Genomic DNA, 16,719 nt, shown 5'->3' with positions numbered 1-16,719 from the left:
GCGGTGGGGAGGTGGGGCTGCCGTCGAGGTTCTCGCCTCCGCCCTTGAAGTACACGGTCGCCTCGGCATTGGCCTGCCGGAAGTGCACGATGACGGTGCGCCAACCGTTCACCACCTGGTCGCACTGCAATGTCACGTCACCGAGGTGGCGATCCTCGGGAGCGGGAACCATGCAGCGATTTCGCCCCATCGGAACCCGCCCGGGCCGGTTCGGGCACGGCCGTAGCGACTGCGGATCGGCGGGTGTCCACGCCGGACGGTGATCACTCGTTCGGCGGAGCGGTTCGGAGTTCGTCGGGGAGGGTGTTCCAGAACATGAGCTCGTAGTCCTGGAACAGTCGCGCGTGCTCGCGGGCGCGGGACTCGGTGATGCGGCCCGCGTCGAGCTCGGCCTGCACCGCCGCCTCCGCCTGCTCGTCGGCGCCCGGCACCGGGGTGCCGAACAGGTCGAAGAACTCGCAGTCCGCATCGGACAGTCCGTACCTGCTGCGCAGCGCCTGGGCCACCTCCGCGCAGTAGGCGCCGAACGCGGCGAAGTTCGACACGATCGCCACCGCGGCGTCCCCGGGCTCGGCGTGCAGCGCGAGCCACGACATGTACGCGGGGTAGGCCTGGCAGCCCGCCTTCGGCCGGTAGTCGGCGACGTCCTGCTCGCTCCAGCCCAGCGCCGCCGACAGCTTCGGCAGCGCGCCCAGCGCCGCCCCCTCCCCCGCGGCGAGCCCGGCGAAGAACTCGCGGGTGGGCCGGTCCGCGGCGCGCGCGGACAGGGTGAGGAAGCTGCGCCAGTCGCACGGCACGATGCGGGACTCCTCCGCCGCCAGCGCGGCCAGCACCGACCTCGGCGCGGCACCGTCCCGCACCAGCGGCACCAGCCGGTTCTCCCCCTCCCTCGGGGCGAGTTCGCGGTGAATCGAGTCCAGCAGGGCGCGTGCGGAACCGGTCATGGCTCCCATGATCCCACGAACGCCCCGCACCGCGAACCCAGAATCCCGTGCCCGCAACGGAAGAACCGGGAGGAAGCGGATCAGCCGGACGCCGCGCCGAAGCTCATCGAGAAGTCGGTGAGCGCCGCGCTCGCCACCGGCCGCCGCCCGTCCAGCCACGCCAGCGGCCCGTCCGGATCGAACCGCCACACCGCCGAGCACCACGTCAGCCCGGCCGATCCGCGCACCGGGGACTGCTGGAACTCGTGCAGGTCCTGGGCGACGCGGTAGGCGAACGGCCAGCGACCGGGCACCCGGGCCAACCGGGAGAAACCGGCGGAGGCGATGCCCCCGGCCGCGCACGAGGTGACCCGCGCGCCGGTGCGCCTGCGGAACTCCGCGCTCTCCTTGGGGATCCCCCACAGCTCGCGCCCGCCCCGCAAGGATTCCGGGCTGTCCACCCAGATCTGGCTGATGTGCACCCGCGGCACCGCGCCGTCGCGCACCAGGACGGCCACGAGCAGCTCGTCGTACTCCAGGACGCTGCCCGGCCCGTAGCGCACCCACGCGGTGCCGACGAGACCGCGGTCGCCGATCAGCACCGGTGGCGTCTCCAGCGGCACTCCCGGCAGCTCCACCTCCGGCAGCGACCACAGCGACAGGTGCAGGTCGCCGTGCAGCTCCCACGGTTCTGGTGGATAGGTCATCCGTTCTCCTGTTCGGGCAAGGACTTCCACGGGCGGGATCTCCCGCCCCAGCACATCAGATCGGGCTCAGCGGCAGCCGCAGCGCCCCCGGTGCCGCCGCGGGCACCACGGGGGCCGACGGGACGCTGGGCTCGACCGGCCGGTACGGCTCACCCAGCTCGGGGCGGCGGTCCGGTTCGCCCTTGTTCGGCCACATCGCCATCGCCCGCTCCGCCTGCGCGGTGATGGTCAGCGACGGGTTCACCCCCAGGTTCGCCGAGATCGTCGAGCCGTCGACCACGTGCAGCCCCGGGTGCCCGTAGAGCCGGTGGTAGGCGTCGACCACGCCGTGCTCGGCGTCGGAGCCGATGGCGCAGCCGCCGATGAAGTGCCCGGTGATGGGGATGTTCGCCAGGTCCGCCCAGCTGCCCGCGGGCACCCCGCCGATCTTCTCGGCGACCGAGCGGGCCGCGGCGTGCCCGGCGGGGATCCACGTCGGGTTCGGTTCCCCGTCGCCCTGCTCGCTGCTGAGCTTGCGGCCGAACAGGCCGCGCTTGGTGCGCAACGTCAGCGAGTTGTCCACCGCCTGCATCACCAGCAGCACGATCGTCTGTTGCGACCAGCGGCGCGGCCGGTGCAGCGTCGGCAGGTCGCGCCAGTGGCGCAGCATGTGCCGCAGCCCCAGCAGGAACCGGTTGCGGCCGGGCTTCGGGTCGACCAGCGCGGCCTCCAGCAGCGCCAGCAGGTTGCTGCCCTTGCCGTAGCGGACCGGTTCGATGTGCGTCGTCGGGTCCGGGTGCAGCGAGGACGTGATGGTGACGCCTTCGCTGTAGTCGCGGTCGTCGCCGCGGGCGCGGGCGGCGAGGATCTGCTCGGAGTTCGTGCGGCTCAGCAGGCCCAGCCGGGGCGAGATCCCGGGCAGCGCACCGGTGTCCCGCATCCGGTGCAGCAGCTTCTGGGTGCCCAGGGCCGACGCGGAGAACACCACCTCCCGCGCGGTGAACGTGCGGCGCCGCTTGCGCAGCCGGCGGCCGGTGCGCACCGTGGAGACCGCGTAGCCGCCGCCGGGCAGCGGGCGCACCTCCGTCACCGTGGTCAGCGGGTGCACTTCGGCGCCGGCGTTCTCGGCCAGGTGCAGGTAGTTCTTCGCGACGGTGTTCTTCGCGCCGTGCCTGCACCCGGTCATGCACTCGCCGCAGTGCAGGCAGCCCTGCCGCTGCGGCCCGGCGCCGCCGAAGTACGGATCCTCAGCGGTGGCACCGGGTTCGCCGAAGTACACGCCGACCTGCGCGCGGTGGAAGGTGCCCGCGATGCCGAGGTCTTCGGCGGCGGCGCGCATCGCCTCGTCGGCCGGGGTGTCCCGCGGGTTCTCGGCGACGCCGAGCATCCGCTTCGCCTGGTCGTAGTAGGGCGCGAGTTCGCGGCGCCAGTCGGTGATGCCGGCCCACTGCGGGTGCGCGTAGAACTCCTCCGGCGGTTCGTAGAGGGTGTTGGCGTACACCAGGGATCCGCCGCCGACCCCGGCGCCGCTGAGGATCAGCACGTCCTTGAGCAGGTCGAACCGGAAGATGCCGTAGCAGCCGAGCTTCGGCAGGTACAGGTAGTCGCGCAGCCGCCACGAGGTCTTCGGGAAGTCCTCGTCGCGGAACCGCTTGCCCGCCTCCACCACCCCGACCCGGTAGCCCTTCTCGGTCAGCCGCAGCGCGGACACTCCGCCGCCGAAGCCGGATCCGATGACGAGCACGTCGTAGTCGTGGTCGGGCATGTGCGCACCTCTCAGGGGGTCCGGGCCGCCGTCGGCCCGCTCGGTCGCTGTGCAGTTCAGGTGGGGACGGTGGTCACGTGGTGGAGGCCGTCAGCACCTGGAAGTCGTTCAGGTCGGGGCAGCGGGTGCGCCTGCGGTACTCGGTCATGGATCCGGGCCAGTTGGTGCTGACCCGCCCGTCGGCGTCCCGGTACCAGCTGCGGCAGGAGGCCCACACGCTGTCGCGCAGCCGCCGCTGCATCTCGTGGTCGAACCGCTCGGCGGCGTCCGGGAGCACGTCCAGCGCGGCACCGGGTCTCCGGGCGAGCCTGCGCACGAGGCGCACCACGTACCTGGCCTGGCTCTCCAGCACGTGCACCACCGATCCGGATCCGAGGTTGGTGTTCGGGCCGTACATCACGAACATGTTCGGGAAGCCGGGCACCGCCATGCCCAGGTAGGCGCGCGCACCCCGCTTCCACACCTCGTCCAGCCGGGCGCCACCGGCGCCGGTGATGTCCAGTGTGGACAGGAAGTTGCTCGCGTCGAACCCGGTCCCGAAGATGATCACATCCGCGGGGTGCTCGACCCCGTCCGCGGTCCGCACGCCGTTCGACGTGACCCGTTCGATCGCTCCGCGCTCCAGCCGGACGCCCTCGCGGGAGAACGCCGGGTAGTACTCGCTGGAGAACAGCACCCGCTTGCAGCCGATCTGGTGGTCGGGCGCGAGGTCCGCGCGCAGCGGCTCCGCGGGCACCTGCCTGCGCCGGTGGCCACCCGCGACCACGGTGAACAGCCTGCCGATGCCCTGCGCGGTGGTCAGCCCGCGACCGGCCGCCTCGAAGAACAGCCAGACGCCGAACCGGCCGACGGCCTGCGCGCCGGGGATGTGGCGGAACGCGAACCGGTGCCAGGACTGGTAGGCGCGGTCCGGCCGGGGAACGATGTGCGGCGCCGAGCGCTGGAACACCGTCATCTCCCGCACCCGGTCGGCGATCGCGGGCACGAACTGCACCGCGCTGGCGCCCGTGCCGATCACCGCGACCCGCTTGTCGCGCAGGTCGAGCTGGTGGTCCCAGCGGGCGGAGTGGAAGGCCGGGCCGTCGAACTCGTCCAGCCCGGGCAGGTTCGGCACGACCGGTTCGCTGAGCTGGCCCACCGCGGGCACCAGCACGTCGGCCTCGACGAGGTCGCCGGATCCCGTGCGCAGCCGCCACTTCCGCGCCTTCTCGTCGTAGGCGGCGGATTCGATGGAGGTGTTCAGCCGCAGGTGCCGGGTCAGCCGGTTCTGCTCCACGCAGCGCCGCAGGTACCGCAGGATCTCCGGCTGCTCGGCGAACCGGCGCCGCCACGTCGGTTCCGGTTGGAACGAGTAGGAGTACAGGTGCGAGGGCACGTCGCACGCGGCCCCCGGGTAGGTGTTGTCCCGCCACACCCCGCCCACGCCGGGGGCGCGTTCGAAGATCGTGAACGAGGTGTGGCCGGCCCGCTTGAGCTGCGCGGCCACCGCGATGCCCGCGAACCCGCTGCCGATGATGGCGACATGGGGTTGGCGGATCGGCGACATGCGGGCTCCTCGTGGTCGTGCGCTGGGGACACGATCACGTTATGCCGGGTTCGCCCGTCCGGTCTGACGCCGACGGCCAGATCATTGATACTTTCGGACAGGGCGCCGACCACCGGGTTCTCCGCCCCGCTCCGGTCCGCGCCCGGGCGTCAGCCCGCGGGCAGGGCCGTGCGCTGGACCTTGCCGGTGGCGCTGCGCGGAACCGCCCGCACCAGGTCCACCTGCCGCGGGACCTTGTGCCGGGCGAGCCGCTGGCGGACGAAGTCGACGACCTCCAGCGGGTGCAGCGCGGCACCGGGGATGGGCACCACGAACGCGTGCAGCCGCTGCCCGAACTCGGGGTCGGAGATGCCGAGGACCGCGACGTCCTTCACCGCCTGGTGGGTGGCGATGACGTTCTCCACTTCGGCCGGGAAGACGTTCTCCCCACCCGAGATGATCATGTCGTCGGCGCGGCCGTCCACGAACAGCAACCCGGACTCGTCGAAGTGGCCCAGGTCGCCGGTATCCACCAGCCCGCCGATCTGCGGCCGCCCGGCGCCGGTGGTGTAGCCGGCGGAGGTCAGCGTGCCACCCGCGAAGATCCGGCCCAGCACGTCGGACCGGGTGATCCGCCGGTTCGCCCCGTCGTAGAGCCGCACCGCGCAGCCGTGCGGGCTGCGCCCCGCGGTGCCCGGTGCGCGGCGCAGCTCCGCGGGGGTGGCGACCGCGGCGACCGCGGCCTCGGTGGAGCCGTACAGGTTGTAGAGCACGTCGCCGAGCCGCTGCGCGTTGGCCCGCGCCAGCTCCGGGGCGAGCACCGAGCCGGACACGACCACCGCGCGCAGCCCGGACAGGTTCGCGCGCAGGAACTCCGGGTCGAGGTCGAGCAGCCGTCGCAGCATCGTCGGCACCAGCACCACCGCACGGCACCCGTGCTCACGCACGGCCGTCGCGAGCCGCGCGGCGTCGAACCGGCTCCGCACCACCACGGTGCTGCCGAGGCCGAACGCCACGGTCAGCTGCGAGTAGCCGATGGCGTGGAACAGCGGGGAGGCGATGAAGGTGGGTTCCCCGGCGCGCAGCGGGATGCGGTCCAGGAACTCGGCGGCGCTCAACGCGGAGCGCACCTGCCTGCGGGCCCCCTTGGGGCGACCGGTGGTGCCGCTGGTGAGCAGCACGACGCCCGCGGGGCGGCGGGGCCGGGGGATGACGGGTTCCTCCGGGGACTGCTCGGCCTCCGCGAGCAGGTCCTTCAGGGTGGTGGTTCCCGGCGCGGCCGCCGCGGGCCACGCCTCGAAGCACGGGACCCGCAGCCGAGCCCCGGCCGCCAGCGGGGCGGACTCGCCGTCGGCGATGAGCGCGGCGACCTGCTCGCGCTCGACGACGTCGGCGAGTTCGGGAGCGGCGAAACCGGTGTTCACCAGCACCACGTGCACACCGAGCTTCCCGCAGGCCAGCAACGACAGGACCAACCAGCGGTGGTCGCGGCAGCACACCGCGACGGTGTGCCGGTCGTCGAACCCGCGGTCCCGCAGCGCGACCGCCAGCAGGTCGGAGGCGCGGTCCAGCTCCCCGTAGGTGACCTCGCCGAGTTCGTAGACCAGGCCCACGTCGGCGGGCCGGGTCCGCGTGATGTGCCGCAGCGCCCCGACCAGCGGGCCCCAGGTGCGGACGTCGGCGAGCCCGCGCAGCGCGCGCCGCGGCGAGGTGGGCGAGGCCATGCCCGCTCTGGCCAGCACCCGCAACGCGTGCGTACCGTGCCGGGCCCCGCCCGCGCCGTCCGTTCGACCGTCTCGAACCATGCCGCTCCCTCACCACTGCGCGCTGAAACCGGTAAAGATCGGGAACACCTATCGACTTCGCGCAGAGCACGTCAAGCTGGCGGTTCGCCATGAGAATTTTCTTGTCATGCCGATGACAAACCGAGAACCCGGGTTCCGCCGAAAGGCGTAATCGGCGCACCCCGGAGATCCGCTGCGGAGCGGCCGATCGGACCACTGAGGACCGTTCTCGATAACCACACCGCAGCGCGGCGTGTTCGCCGTCGGGAGAAAACAGTTCCCGCGCGGTTCAACTCCGGTTTTCAGACGGTCCACAGTGTCTTCACAGTGGACCGTCCTCCGTCCGGAACCGCGGCTGCGCCCGAGGCGGGCCGACACGCCGAGGCATGTCGGACGTGGTGCGCGGGCCCGGGCCGGGCAGACTCCTCCACGACACCGACCGACGAGGAGCGGACATGCGACGAAGGATGCTCACGGGACTCGCGCTGAGCGCGCTGATCGCGACGACGGCCCCGGCCACCGGCAACGCGGCACCGGCACCGGACCGCGCCGAGCCCCGGCTGATCGCGCTGGTCGACCTCGCCGCCCAACGGCTGCTGCTGGCCGACGAAGTCGCCGCCGCCAAGTACGGCACCGACTCCCCCATCGAGGACCCGGCGCGGGAGCGGGAAGTGCTCGACACCGTCGCCGAGCTCTCCACCGAAGCGGGGCTCGACCCCGCCGATGGGGTCCGGTTCTTCCGAGACCAGATCGAGGCGGGCAAGGACGTGCAGCGCGGGCTGTTCGCCGAGTGGGACGCGCACCCGGAGCTGCGGCCCGGCAACCGGCCCGACCTCGGCGCGGAGGTGCGGCCCGAGCTGGACCGGATCAGCGCGGAGGCGGTGCGCGAGCTGCGGGAGACCGAAGTGGTGCGGGAACCCACCGACGAATGCCGGCTGGACCTCGCCGCCTCCGCGGTCACCGCGGTCTTCGGGCACCGGCTGGACGCGCTGCACCGGGACGCCCTCACCGCGGCCGCCGGGAAGATCTGCGGATGACCTGCTGAACCCGCCGCGGCCTGCGGCCATCAGCGTTCCTTGTCGGCGCACGCGAAGCGCGTGTTTCCCGGATCCGGGCTACGGCCCCTAGCGTCGGGGCCGGGCCGGCGGAACGCGCCGGTCGACCGATCCCGGCAAGGAGGGCGAGATGACCGAGCACACGCTGAACGGCAAGGTCGCGGTGGTCGCGGGTGGCGGCAAGAACCTCGGTGGGCTGATCAGCACCAAGCTCGCCGAAGCCGGCGCCAAGGTCGTGGTCCACCACCACTCCGAGTCCTCGAAGGACGACGCCGAGCGCACCGCCGAGGCCGTTCGCGCGGCGGGTTCGCAGGCGATCACCGTCGCGGGTGACCTGACCCGGGTCGAGGACGTGCGGCGGCTGTTCGACGCGGCCGTCGACGAGTTCGGCGGCGTCGACGTCGCCGTCAACACCACCGGCATGGTGCTGCGCAAACCGATCGTGGAGACCTCCGAGGAGGAGTACGACCGGATGTTCGGCATCAACGCCAAGGCCGCGTACTTCTTCCTGCAGGAGGCGGGCCGCCGGCTCAACGACAACGGCAAGATCATCAGCTTGGTGACCTCGCTGCTGGCGGCGTTCACCGACGGCTACTCCACCTACGCGGGCGGCAAGGCGCCGCTGGAGCACTTCACCCGGGCCGCGGCCAAGGAGTTCGCCGACCGCGGCATCTCGGTGAACAACATCGCCCCCGGGCCGATGGACACCCCGTTCTTCTACCCGCAGGAGACCCCCGAACGGGTCGAGTTCCACAAGTCGCAGGCCCTCGGCAACCAGCTCACCAAGATCGAGGACATCGAACCGCTGGTCCGCTTCCTGGCCACCGACGGCTGGTGGATCACCGGGCAGACGATCTTCGCCAACGGCGGGTACACCACCCGCTGACCGGACCGCCCGCCAGGGTGGAGCAGGATGCCGGGGCGGCCGGAGCGGGGGGGCGGCCGCCCCGGCGAGTGCGGGACGCGGCAGCCGACGAGGAGGTGGAGGACCGACGTGGGACTGGACCTGCGCAAGCTGGAGCACCTCGTCGCCGTGGCCGAAGAAGGCGGATTCACCAGGGCCGCGGCCCGGCTGCACCTCACCCAGCAGGCGCTGAGCACCTCGGTGCGCAGCCTCGAACGCGAGGTCGGCGTCCCGCTGCTGCGCCGCGACACCGGCGGGGTCACCCCGCTGCCCGCCGGGCAGGCGCTCATCGAAGACGCGCGGGTCCTGCACGGCATCGCCCGCGCCGCGCTGCACCGCGCCCGCCGCATCGGACGCGGCGGCGCCGAGACCCTGCGGATCGGGCACACCCCGGCCGTGACCAGCGACGAAGTCACCACCTTGGTGCACACCGCGCTCGCCGAGCTGCCCGCGCTCGGCACCGAAGTGCACCAGCACTACCCGCAGCAGCTCACCGAGGACCTGCTCGGCGGCGAACTCGACCTCGGGCTCTGCCGCGGCATGCGCCCCCAGCACGGGCTGACCCGCAGCACCCTCAGCCAGGACCGGCTGTCGCTCGCCGTCGCCGCGGACCACCACCTGGCCGGCCGGGACCACGTCGAGCTCACCGAACTAGCCGGGGAACGGCTCGTGGTCTGGGGCGATCCGGGGCGGTCCGGCTACACCGACCTGCTGCTGGAGCACTGCCGCCGCGCCGGGTTCGAACCGGAGCACCTGCGCAATCCGATCCAGGGCACCCCGCCGGTCACCGCGGTGATCGGCACCCGGCACGTGGCCCTGGTGACCGCCCCGCCCGGGCCCACCGCGGGCGGGCGGACCCGGGTGGTGGAGCTGCGCCCGGCGCTGTTCGCGCCGCTGCACGCGCTGTGGCCCGCGCACATCACCCACGACCTGCGCGACGCGTTCCTCGCGGCCACCGGCTGAACGCCCGCTCAGGGGCGCGGCGAGGTCACCACTGGTACGGCAGGAACTTGCCGTCCAGCGTCACCACCACCCGGTCGCCCTGCGGATCTTCCGCGCGGCTCACGTCGAGCCGGAAGTTGATCGCGCTCATGATGCCGTCGCCGAACTCCTCGTGGATCAGCTCCTTGATCGTCGGCCCGTAGACCTGCAGCACCTCGTAGAACCGGTACATCGTCGGGTCGGTGGGCACCGGCTGGTCCAACGCGCCCCTGGTGGGTTGCAGCCGCAGCGCGTGCAGCACGTCCGGTCCCAGTTCCAGCAGCTCCCCCGCCGCGCGCGCCTCCGCCTCCGGCATCGGGTGCTGGCCCAGCAGCGCCGCCGTCGTCCACGCCACCGGGCGCCCCACGGCCTCCGCCAGCTGCGCCCACGTGATGCCGAGCTCCACCTTCTTCGCCCGGACCGCGGCCGCCGCCTCCTGCTTGCTGGTCATGCCCACTCCCGTCCCGCCCGGTCGCCCGGGCCTCAGCTGATCCACCACGGCCATCCTCACCCGGAACCGGCCGCCGAGTCATCCGGCTGCGCGACGTTCGCTCATCCGGCCGGGCCTCCGGGACGCCGTTAGCCTCCGGACCACGAGCCGTTCTCGGAGGGGGGGAGCTCGCCTCGTGACTCAGCCACCGCACCGACTCCTGCTGGTCAGCGCCACCATCGGGGAAGGCCACAACGCCACGGCGCGGGCCGTGGAGGAGGCCGCCCGCGCCCGCTGGCCGGGATGCGCCGTCACCTGGGTGGACGCGCTGCAGGTCATGGGTTCGTGGGTGCCGGGCGCGTTCCAGCGCATCTACGTCACCAACGTCGAGAGCACCCCGTGGCTGTACGACTTCTTCTACGCCGCGCTGTGGCGGCAGCGCTGGTTCGCCGACGGTTGCCGCCGCTTCGTCGGGTCCTGGTGCGGGCGGCGGCTGCGGCCGGTGCTGGCCGAGCACCGCCCGGACCTGATCGTCTCGACCTACCCGCTGGGTACCGCGGGCCTCGACTGGCTGCGCGGGCGCGGCGAGCTCGACGTGCCGATCGCGGCGGTGATCTCCGACTTCGCGCCGCACCCGTTCTGGGTGTACTCGCGGATCGACCTGCACTACGTGATGAGCGAGAACGGGCTGCGGGCCGCACGGCGTGCCCAGCCCCGCTCGGTGCACGCGGTGAGCGCCCCGCCGGTGGAGTCCCGGTTCCGGCCGCGGGACAAGGCCGAGGCCCGCCGGGACTGCGGGCTGCCCGCCGAGGGGCGGATGCTGCTGATCTCCTGCGGTTCGCTCGGCTTCGGTTCCGTGGAGCGCGCCGCCGATGCCGCGCTGCGCACCGGGATCGACCGGGTGGTGGTGCTGTGCGGGCACAACGAGGCGCTGCTGCGGCGCCTGCGGGACCGCGCCGAGCAGGACCCCCGGCTGGTGCCGCTGAGCTGGGTGCGGAACGTGCCCGCCTACACCACGGCCGCCGACGTGGTGGTGACCAACGCGGGTGGTGCGACCGCGCTGGAGGCGCTCGCCTGCGCACGGCCGGTGCTCATGGTGGAACCGATCGCCGGGCACGGCCGCGCCAACGCCGAACTGATGGCCGACGCCGGGCTCGCCTTGCTGTGCGAGGACGCCGACGCGCTGGCCGGGGCGCTGGACCGCCTGCTCACCGACCCGGACGAGCTGCACGCGGTCGAGCAGCGCGTGCACGAGCACCTGCGGGTCACCGGCCGGTTCGCCGACCAGGTGCCCGAGCTCGCCGACCTGCGCCCCCCGCCGCGCCCGCGGCGGCTGCGCGGGCAGGACGCGTTCTTCGTGCACGCCGCCACCCCGGAGGTACCGCAGCGCACCGGCGCGGTGCTGACGCTGAGCGACCCGGACCGGGTGATGACGACCGCGGACTGGATCGACCACCTCGGCGCCCTGATCACCAGCCGGGCGCCGCGGCTGCCGATGCTGCACCACCGGCTCAGCGGCGGGCGCTGGATCCCCGTGCGGGAGATCTCGGTGCCCGAGCACCTCGGCCACCACGAGCTGAGCGGCGCTCCCGGCGAGCGGGAACGGGTCGAGCGGGAGTTCTTCACCGCCCCGCTGCGCGCCGACCGGCCGCCATGGGCGTTGAAGGTGCTGCGCGAACCCGGCTCGGCGCAGGTCGTGCTGCTGGTGTCGATGCACCACGCACTGGGTGACGGGCTGGTGATGACCGCGACGCTGCTGCGGTTGCTCTCCGACGACCCGCAGGAGGAGCCGCCGCCCGCCGCCCCGGAGCTGTCGGGGGCGCGCCGGGCGCTGGTGGTGCTGCGCGGTGTGCTGGGCCTGGCCGCGGCGAACGCGCTGCCCGCGGCGGGGCCGGCGCGGCGCAGCACCTCGGCCCGCCGCTACGCGTGGGTGGAGCTCCCCACCGAGCAGGTGCGCCGCACCGCCGCCGCCCACCGGGTCAGCCGGACCGCGCTGCTGCTGGCGGTGCTGGCCGAAGCGCTGCACCTGGTGGACGAGAACGACACCACGCAGCGCTCGCTGCGCGCGATGGTGCCCCGGGGCACCGGTGGCGGGACGTCCTGGTTCGGCAACCACGCGGCGGGGATCGCGGTGGACCTGCCGCTGGGTCCGATGGCGCCGCGCCGACGCCTCTCCGAGATCGCCGCCCGCCTGGACCGGGCGCAACGCGGCGGCATGCCGGTCGCCGCTGCCGCGGTGGTGGGGGCGCTGGGCAAGCTCCCGGCCCCGCTGCACGCGCGAGCGGTCCGGTCGATGTACCGGGGACGTTTCTTCCAGGCCATCGTCTCGGTCATGCCCGGTCGGGCCGAACCGCCGCGGATCGCGGGCGCGCGGTTGCACACCGTGCACCCGGTGCTGCCACTGGCCGCCGGGGTGGGCCTGGCGCTCGGAGTGATCCACTGGGCCGAGCACACGGGCGTCGGCATCACCACCGACCCCGGGTCGTTCCCGGACGTGGCCGAGTTCGCCGACCGGTTCCGGCAGGCGTTCGCCGCGCTGGGCGACCCCGCACCGGTGGGCGTCGGCTCGTGAGTTCCACGGGCACGATGCTGGGGATCGCGGTACCGGCCGCCGTCCTCGGCGCGGCCGGGTTCGGGCTGGCCAGCGCGGTGCAGCAGCGCGCCACCAAGCAGGTGCCCACCAGCCGCACGCTCGACCCGCGGCTGCTGTGGGACCTGGTGCGCAAGCCGGTCTGGCTGCTCAGCATCGGGACGGTGCTGGCCGGGCTGTCGCTGCAGATGGTGGCGCTGGCGTTCGGACCGCTGGTGCTGGTGCAGCCGCTGCTGGTGACCTCGGTGCTGTTCGGGGCGGTGTTCGCGGCGGGGATGGCGCACCGCAGGCTGGACCGGGTGCTGGTGCTGGGCGCGCTGGCGGTGATGGCGGGGCTCGCCGCGTTCCTGCTGCTGGCGCGGCCCGTCGGCGAGGGGACGGGGTTCACGGGGGCGACGGACGTGCGGCCGCTGGCGGTGGTGCTGGCCTTGGTGGTGCTGGCCTGCGTGCTCACCGCGAACCGCTTCCCCGGTGAGGTGCGGGTGCTGGCGCTGGCGCTGGCGACGGGCGTGCTCTACGGGGTCACCGCCGGTCTGATCAAGGTGGTGGCCGAGCAGCTGCGGCACGGCGGCATCGCCGAACCGTTCACGCATCCGACGCTGTACGTGGTGTGCGCACTGGGGCCGGTGGGGTTCCTGCTGAGCCAGAACACGTTCCAGCAGGGCCGGTTCATCTCCCCGGCCCTCGCGGTGATCACCGCGGCGGATCCGCTGGTGGGGATGGCGATCGGGGTGAGCTGGCTCGGCGAGCGCGTGGAGACGGCGCCGGGCGCGGTGGCCGGGCAGGTGCTGGCGGGCCTGGTGCTGATGGCGGGCATCTGGGTGCTCACGCACCGCGGCGAGCACCTGCGGCGGGCCATCGAGGAAGGTGCCGGGTGAGGTGGCGCTCCGCGCTGGTCACCGGCGCGTCCTCCGGCATCGGCGCGGCGCTCGCGCTGGAGCTGGGGGCGCTCGGGTGCGATCCGGTGCTGGTGGGCCGGAACCGGGAGCGGCTGGCGGCGGTGGCGCGGCGCAGCGGCGGGCGCGCGCTGGTGGCGGACCTGGCGGATCCGGATGCGGTGCGCCGGGTCGCCGAGGTCGCCGCCGACACCGACCTGCTGATCAACAACGCCGGGGCCGGGTGCGCGGGTCCGTTGCCGGAGATGCCGGAGGCGCGGGTGGCGGAGCTGGTGGCGCTCAACCTCACGGCCCCGCTGCAGCTGACGCGCGCGGCGCTGCCCGGGCTGGTCGCTCGGGGCGGCCAGGTGGGGTTCGTCTCGTCGATAGCCGCGACCGGGGTGCGCGGGGAGGCGGTGTACTCGGCGACGAAGGCGGGGCTGCGGGCGTTCGCGGCGAGCGTGGCGCACGAGGGCGTGCCGGTGACCACCGTGTTCCCGGGCTTGGTCGCCACCCGCTTCTTCGACCGCCGGGGTGCCCCGGAGCGCCGCTTCCCGCGGCCGGTACCGCCGGAGCGGGTGGCGCGGGTGCTGGTGCGCGCGCTGGAGGAGGACACGGCGGAGGTGTTCGTGCCGAGCTGGCTGGGTCTCGCCGCCCGGGCGCAGGGCGCGCTGCCCGCGACCTTCCACCGCCTCGCCCACCGCTTCGGCTGAGGGCGCTCACGAGAACGGCCCACCGACCCGGCTGGACCGGATCGGTGGGCCGTGCGACCGCGGATGCTCAGGCCGCGCGGGCGAAGCGCAGCGTGATCCCCTCACCGCGCAGCTCGCGGCGCAGCCACCAGATCGAGGCGACCGCGGCCACCGCGACCAGGCTGAACGAGCCTGCCGTGCTGGCCAGCAGGAAGTGCCCGATGGTGGCCTGGGCGAGCGCCCACAGCGTGGTGAAGCCGTTGATCGTGAACACCAGCGCCCACAGCAGCGACACCCGCCGGAAGAACCGCTGCACCCGGGCGTTGCCGATCAGCGACGGCGGCAGGATGCAGAAGTCGTCGGCGAGCTTGGCGATGAGCGTCCGTTCGAACAGCAGCGACCCGAGGAACAGCACGGCCACCAGGAAGTTCTGCAGGCTCGGTTCCAGGAAGTACAGGAACGAGCTGTTCGTGGCGAACCCGACGACGGTCCGCACCACCAGCACCCCGGTGGTCAGCATCAGCACCAGCGGCACCCGCAGCCGGAGCACGAGGCGGACGGCGACGGCGCCGACGCCCCACACGAGTGCGGCGATCAGTCCACCGGTCAGACCGGTGAAGGTGAACAGGACGTAGAACAGCACCAGCGGTGCGACGACCGTTTCGCCCAGGTGCTTGGCGGCGTGCCACAGGTGCGATGGGAGCGCGTCGAGGTGCACGACCTGCGATGGCTGCTTCATGCGTATCGGTGTCCGTCGTCGGGGGCGGGACCCCAAGGGTAACCGCATCGTTGCTGATCAACAGTGGTTCGGGTGGTATCCCTCACCCCTTCAGGGCACGAATCGATTCGCGTAGTGAACCCATCGTGGCCAGTACCGCGGTGGGCTCATAACCGCAATGAGCCATGCAGTTGGCGCACCGCGGATCCCGGCCGCGCCCGTAGGACTCCCAGTCGGTCTCGTCGATCAGCTCCCGGTAGCTCTGCGCGTACCCGTCACCCATCAGGTAGCAGGGCCGCTGCCAGCCGTGCAGCGAGAAGGACGGGATCGCCCACGCGGTGCAGCCGAAGTCGACCTTGCCCTCCAGGAAGTCCAGGAACCGCGGCGAGTGGTTGAACCGCCACTTCTTGCGCCTGCCGTCGGCGAAGACCTTCGCGAACAGCTCGCGGGTCTCGGTGACGCCGAGGAAGTGCTCCTGGTCGGGCGCCTTGTCGTAGGCGTAGGCGGGCGAGAGCATCATCTGGTCGACCTGGAGCTCGTCGTTGAGGTAGTCGAGCACCTCGATCACCGACGCGGGCGTGTCGGTGCTGAAGAACGTGCTGTTGGTGGTGACCCGGAAGCCGCGGCGCTGCGCCTCGCGCACGTTCTCCACCGCCTGGTCGAACACGCCCTGCTTGCACACCGAGGCGTCGTGGCGCTCCTGCAGCCCGTCGATGTGCACCGCCCAGGAGAAGTACGGCGACGGCGTGAACTTATCGATCTTGCGGGGCATCAGCAGCGCGTTCGTGCACAGGTAGACGAACTTCTTGCGCCGCACCAGCTCGGCGACCATCACCTCGATCTCGGGGTGCATCAGCGGTTCGCCACCGGCGATGGACACGACCGGGGCGCCGCACTCCTCGACGGCGGCCAGCGCCCGGTCCACCGGCATGCGCTGCTTGAGCACGCTGGCCGGGTGCTGGATCTTGCCGCAGCCGGCGCAGGCCAGGTTGCAGGCGAACAGCGGTTCGAGCTCCAGGGTGAGGGCGAACTTCTCGCGTCGCGCGAGCTTCTGCCGCACGAGGTAGGAGCCGACGCGGACGGCTTGGCGCAGCGGAATTCCCATGTCAGTACCTCCAGCTCGGGTGGGGTCGGGACGGCGGGTCGTCACCGCGGGTGGTCGGTCGTCGCGGGCCGACATCGCCGCGACGAGGCGGCCCACGCGGTCACCGCGGGAGCGAGCCGCCGCAGCCGCAGCAGGGCGCGCAGCCCCCGGTCGGCGGTGCGCGGGTGCAGCAGCGGAGTCCGCGCGGTGTCGACGACGACCCGCACCACGGCGCACAACCGGTCCCCCGCCGAGCGCGCCACCGCGGCCGATTCCATGTCCACCGCCACCACGCCCGTGGTGGCCTGCGCGGCGCGCTCGACGCCGCCGACCAGGTGGTCCGCGCTGGCGACGGGACCGACCAGCACCGGGAACCCGGCGCCGCGGAGGAGCTCGGCCAGCCCGGCCGCCCCGGGCAGCCGCACGCTGCCCGCCTCGTCGCGGTCCTCGTCGACGACCACGACCGCGCCGGGACCGGTATCCCCCACTCCCCCGCCCAGGCCGAGCAGGACCGGCGCGTCCTCGGGACCGAGCGGAACCCCGGCGACGCGGCGCGCGCTGCGCCCGGTGCCGAGCCCGGCGCGCAGCACCGGTGAACCGGTCGCGCCGCGCAGCGCGACCGCCTCGCAGCGCAGCGGCGCGCACAGCAGCACCCGGGAACCGGTGGCTGCACCACCGGTCCGCCGTCGCGCCGCCGCGCTCACCGC

15 protein-coding genes are annotated in these 16,719 nt (G+C 73.2%); 6 read left to right on the top strand and 9 right to left on the bottom strand.

Annotation, left to right across the window (positions count from 1 at the left end; translation table 11 throughout):
* Positions 1 to 263: 263 nt before the first annotated feature.
* The 5 genes from LCD33_RS09725 to LCD33_RS09705 form a co-directional block, all read right to left on the bottom strand.
* The gene (locus tag LCD33_RS09725) at positions 264 to 944 is read right to left on the bottom strand and encodes a transcriptional regulator (protein ID WP_224956705.1); all 681 of its coding nucleotides are present in this window, start codon (positions 942 to 944) and stop codon (positions 264 to 266) included.
* Between the two features lie 80 nt (positions 945 to 1,024).
* Positions 1,025 to 1,630, bottom strand: coding sequence for an acetoacetate decarboxylase family protein (locus LCD33_RS09720; RefSeq protein WP_224956706.1), 606 nt, complete (start codon positions 1,628 to 1,630; stop codon positions 1,025 to 1,027).
* A gap of 55 nt (positions 1,631 to 1,685) precedes the next feature.
* Positions 1,686 to 3,374, bottom strand: coding sequence for a GMC family oxidoreductase N-terminal domain-containing protein (locus LCD33_RS09715; RefSeq protein ID WP_224956707.1), 1,689 nt, complete (start codon positions 3,372 to 3,374; stop codon positions 1,686 to 1,688).
* A gap of 73 nt (positions 3,375 to 3,447) precedes the next feature.
* Positions 3,448 to 4,920, bottom strand: a complete 1,473-nt coding sequence (locus LCD33_RS09710) for an NAD(P)/FAD-dependent oxidoreductase (RefSeq protein WP_224966542.1) — start codon at positions 4,918 to 4,920, stop codon at positions 3,448 to 3,450.
* Positions 4,921 to 5,069: 149 nt separating this feature from the next.
* Entirely contained in the window at positions 5,070 to 6,704 is a 1,635-nt protein-coding gene (locus tag LCD33_RS09705) for an AMP-binding protein (protein ID WP_224977742.1), read from the bottom strand.
* Positions 6,705 to 7,138: 434 nt separating this feature from the next.
* On the opposite strand from LCD33_RS09705, the gene LCD33_RS09700 reads away from it, so the two are divergent.
* From LCD33_RS09700 to LCD33_RS09690, 3 genes are all read left to right on the top strand, one after another.
* The gene (locus LCD33_RS09700) at positions 7,139 to 7,720 is read left to right on the top strand and encodes a chorismate mutase (protein WP_224966544.1); all 582 of its coding nucleotides are present in this window, start codon (positions 7,139 to 7,141) and stop codon (positions 7,718 to 7,720) included.
* Between the two features lie 148 nt (positions 7,721 to 7,868).
* Positions 7,869 to 8,624, top strand: coding sequence for an SDR family oxidoreductase (locus LCD33_RS09695; protein ID WP_224956715.1), 756 nt, complete (start codon positions 7,869 to 7,871; stop codon positions 8,622 to 8,624).
* Between the two features lie 108 nt (positions 8,625 to 8,732).
* On the top strand, positions 8,733 to 9,605 hold the full coding sequence (locus LCD33_RS09690; protein ID WP_224956717.1) for a LysR substrate-binding domain-containing protein: 873 nt from the start codon (positions 8,733 to 8,735) through the stop codon (positions 9,603 to 9,605).
* A gap of 25 nt (positions 9,606 to 9,630) precedes the next feature.
* On the opposite strand, the gene cynS is transcribed toward LCD33_RS09690, so the two are convergent.
* Complete coding sequence (cynS, locus tag LCD33_RS09685; RefSeq protein ID WP_224956718.1) at positions 9,631 to 10,074, bottom strand: cyanase; 444 nt, start codon at positions 10,072 to 10,074, stop codon at positions 9,631 to 9,633.
* Positions 10,075 to 10,249: 175 nt separating this feature from the next.
* Here cynS and LCD33_RS09680 point away from each other — a divergent pair, with 175 nt between their 5' ends.
* Genes LCD33_RS09680 through LCD33_RS09670 form a run of 3 tightly spaced genes read left to right on the top strand, consistent with a single transcriptional unit; the run spans position 10,250 to position 14,231 of the window.
* Positions 10,250 to 12,625, top strand: coding sequence for a WS/DGAT domain-containing protein (locus LCD33_RS09680; protein ID WP_224956719.1), 2,376 nt, complete (start codon positions 10,250 to 10,252; stop codon positions 12,623 to 12,625).
* Complete coding sequence (locus LCD33_RS09675; protein ID WP_224956720.1) at positions 12,622 to 13,521, top strand: DMT family transporter; 900 nt, start codon at positions 12,622 to 12,624, stop codon at positions 13,519 to 13,521. Before LCD33_RS09680 ends, LCD33_RS09675 begins: the two co-directional genes overlap by 4 nt.
* Positions 13,518 to 14,231, top strand: a complete 714-nt coding sequence (locus LCD33_RS09670) for an SDR family oxidoreductase (RefSeq protein ID WP_224956721.1) — start codon at positions 13,518 to 13,520, stop codon at positions 14,229 to 14,231. The genes LCD33_RS09675 and LCD33_RS09670 overlap by 4 nt, the downstream gene beginning before the upstream one ends.
* A 67-nt stretch (positions 14,232 to 14,298) precedes the next feature.
* Here the strand turns inward: LCD33_RS09670 and LCD33_RS09665 are convergent, their stop codons facing one another.
* The 3 genes from LCD33_RS09665 to LCD33_RS09655 form a co-directional block, all read right to left on the bottom strand.
* Complete coding sequence (locus LCD33_RS09665; RefSeq protein WP_224956722.1) at positions 14,299 to 14,949, bottom strand: VC0807 family protein; 651 nt, start codon at positions 14,947 to 14,949, stop codon at positions 14,299 to 14,301.
* A gap of 82 nt (positions 14,950 to 15,031) precedes the next feature.
* Complete coding sequence (gene hpnH / locus LCD33_RS09660; RefSeq protein ID WP_224956723.1) at positions 15,032 to 16,033, bottom strand: adenosyl-hopene transferase HpnH; 1,002 nt, start codon at positions 16,031 to 16,033, stop codon at positions 15,032 to 15,034.
* Positions 16,034 to 16,074: 41 nt separating this feature from the next.
* Complete coding sequence (locus LCD33_RS09655; RefSeq protein ID WP_224977741.1) at positions 16,075 to 16,716, bottom strand: hypothetical protein; 642 nt, start codon at positions 16,714 to 16,716, stop codon at positions 16,075 to 16,077.
* Positions 16,717 to 16,719 lie beyond the last annotated feature (3 nt).

The organism is Saccharopolyspora sp. 7B, from assembly GCF_020177435.1.
In the GTDB taxonomy this organism is placed as follows: domain Bacteria; phylum Actinomycetota; class Actinomycetes; order Mycobacteriales; family Pseudonocardiaceae; genus Saccharopolyspora_C; species Saccharopolyspora_C gregorii.
This window is presented reverse-complemented; position numbering and strand designations above follow the sequence as displayed.

Excerpts from the sequence above, each read along its gene's own strand:
- LCD33_RS09725 (WP_224956705.1), bottom strand. The coding sequence starts at position 944 with ATGACCGGTTCCGCACGCGCCCTGCTGGACTCGATTCACCGCGAACTC.
- LCD33_RS09720 (WP_224956706.1), bottom strand. The coding sequence starts at position 1,630 with ATGACCTATCCACCAGAACCGTGGGAGCTGCACGGCGACCTGCACCTG.
- LCD33_RS09715 (WP_224956707.1), bottom strand. The coding sequence starts at position 3,374 with ATGCCCGACCACGACTACGACGTGCTCGTCATCGGATCCGGCTTCGGC.
- LCD33_RS09710 (WP_224966542.1), bottom strand. The coding sequence starts at position 4,920 with ATGTCGCCGATCCGCCAACCCCATGTCGCCATCATCGGCAGCGGGTTC.
- LCD33_RS09705 (WP_224977742.1), bottom strand. The coding sequence starts at position 6,704 with ATGGTTCGAGACGGTCGAACGGACGGCGCGGGCGGGGCCCGGCACGGT.
- LCD33_RS09700 (WP_224966544.1), top strand. The coding sequence starts at position 7,139 with ATGCGACGAAGGATGCTCACGGGACTCGCGCTGAGCGCGCTGATCGCG.
- LCD33_RS09695 (WP_224956715.1), top strand. The coding sequence starts at position 7,869 with ATGACCGAGCACACGCTGAACGGCAAGGTCGCGGTGGTCGCGGGTGGC.
- cynS (WP_224956718.1), bottom strand. The coding sequence starts at position 10,074 with ATGACCAGCAAGCAGGAGGCGGCGGCCGCGGTCCGGGCGAAGAAGGTG.
- LCD33_RS09665 (WP_224956722.1), bottom strand. The coding sequence starts at position 14,949 with ATGAAGCAGCCATCGCAGGTCGTGCACCTCGACGCGCTCCCATCGCAC.
- hpnH (WP_224956723.1), bottom strand. The coding sequence starts at position 16,033 with ATGGGAATTCCGCTGCGCCAAGCCGTCCGCGTCGGCTCCTACCTCGTG.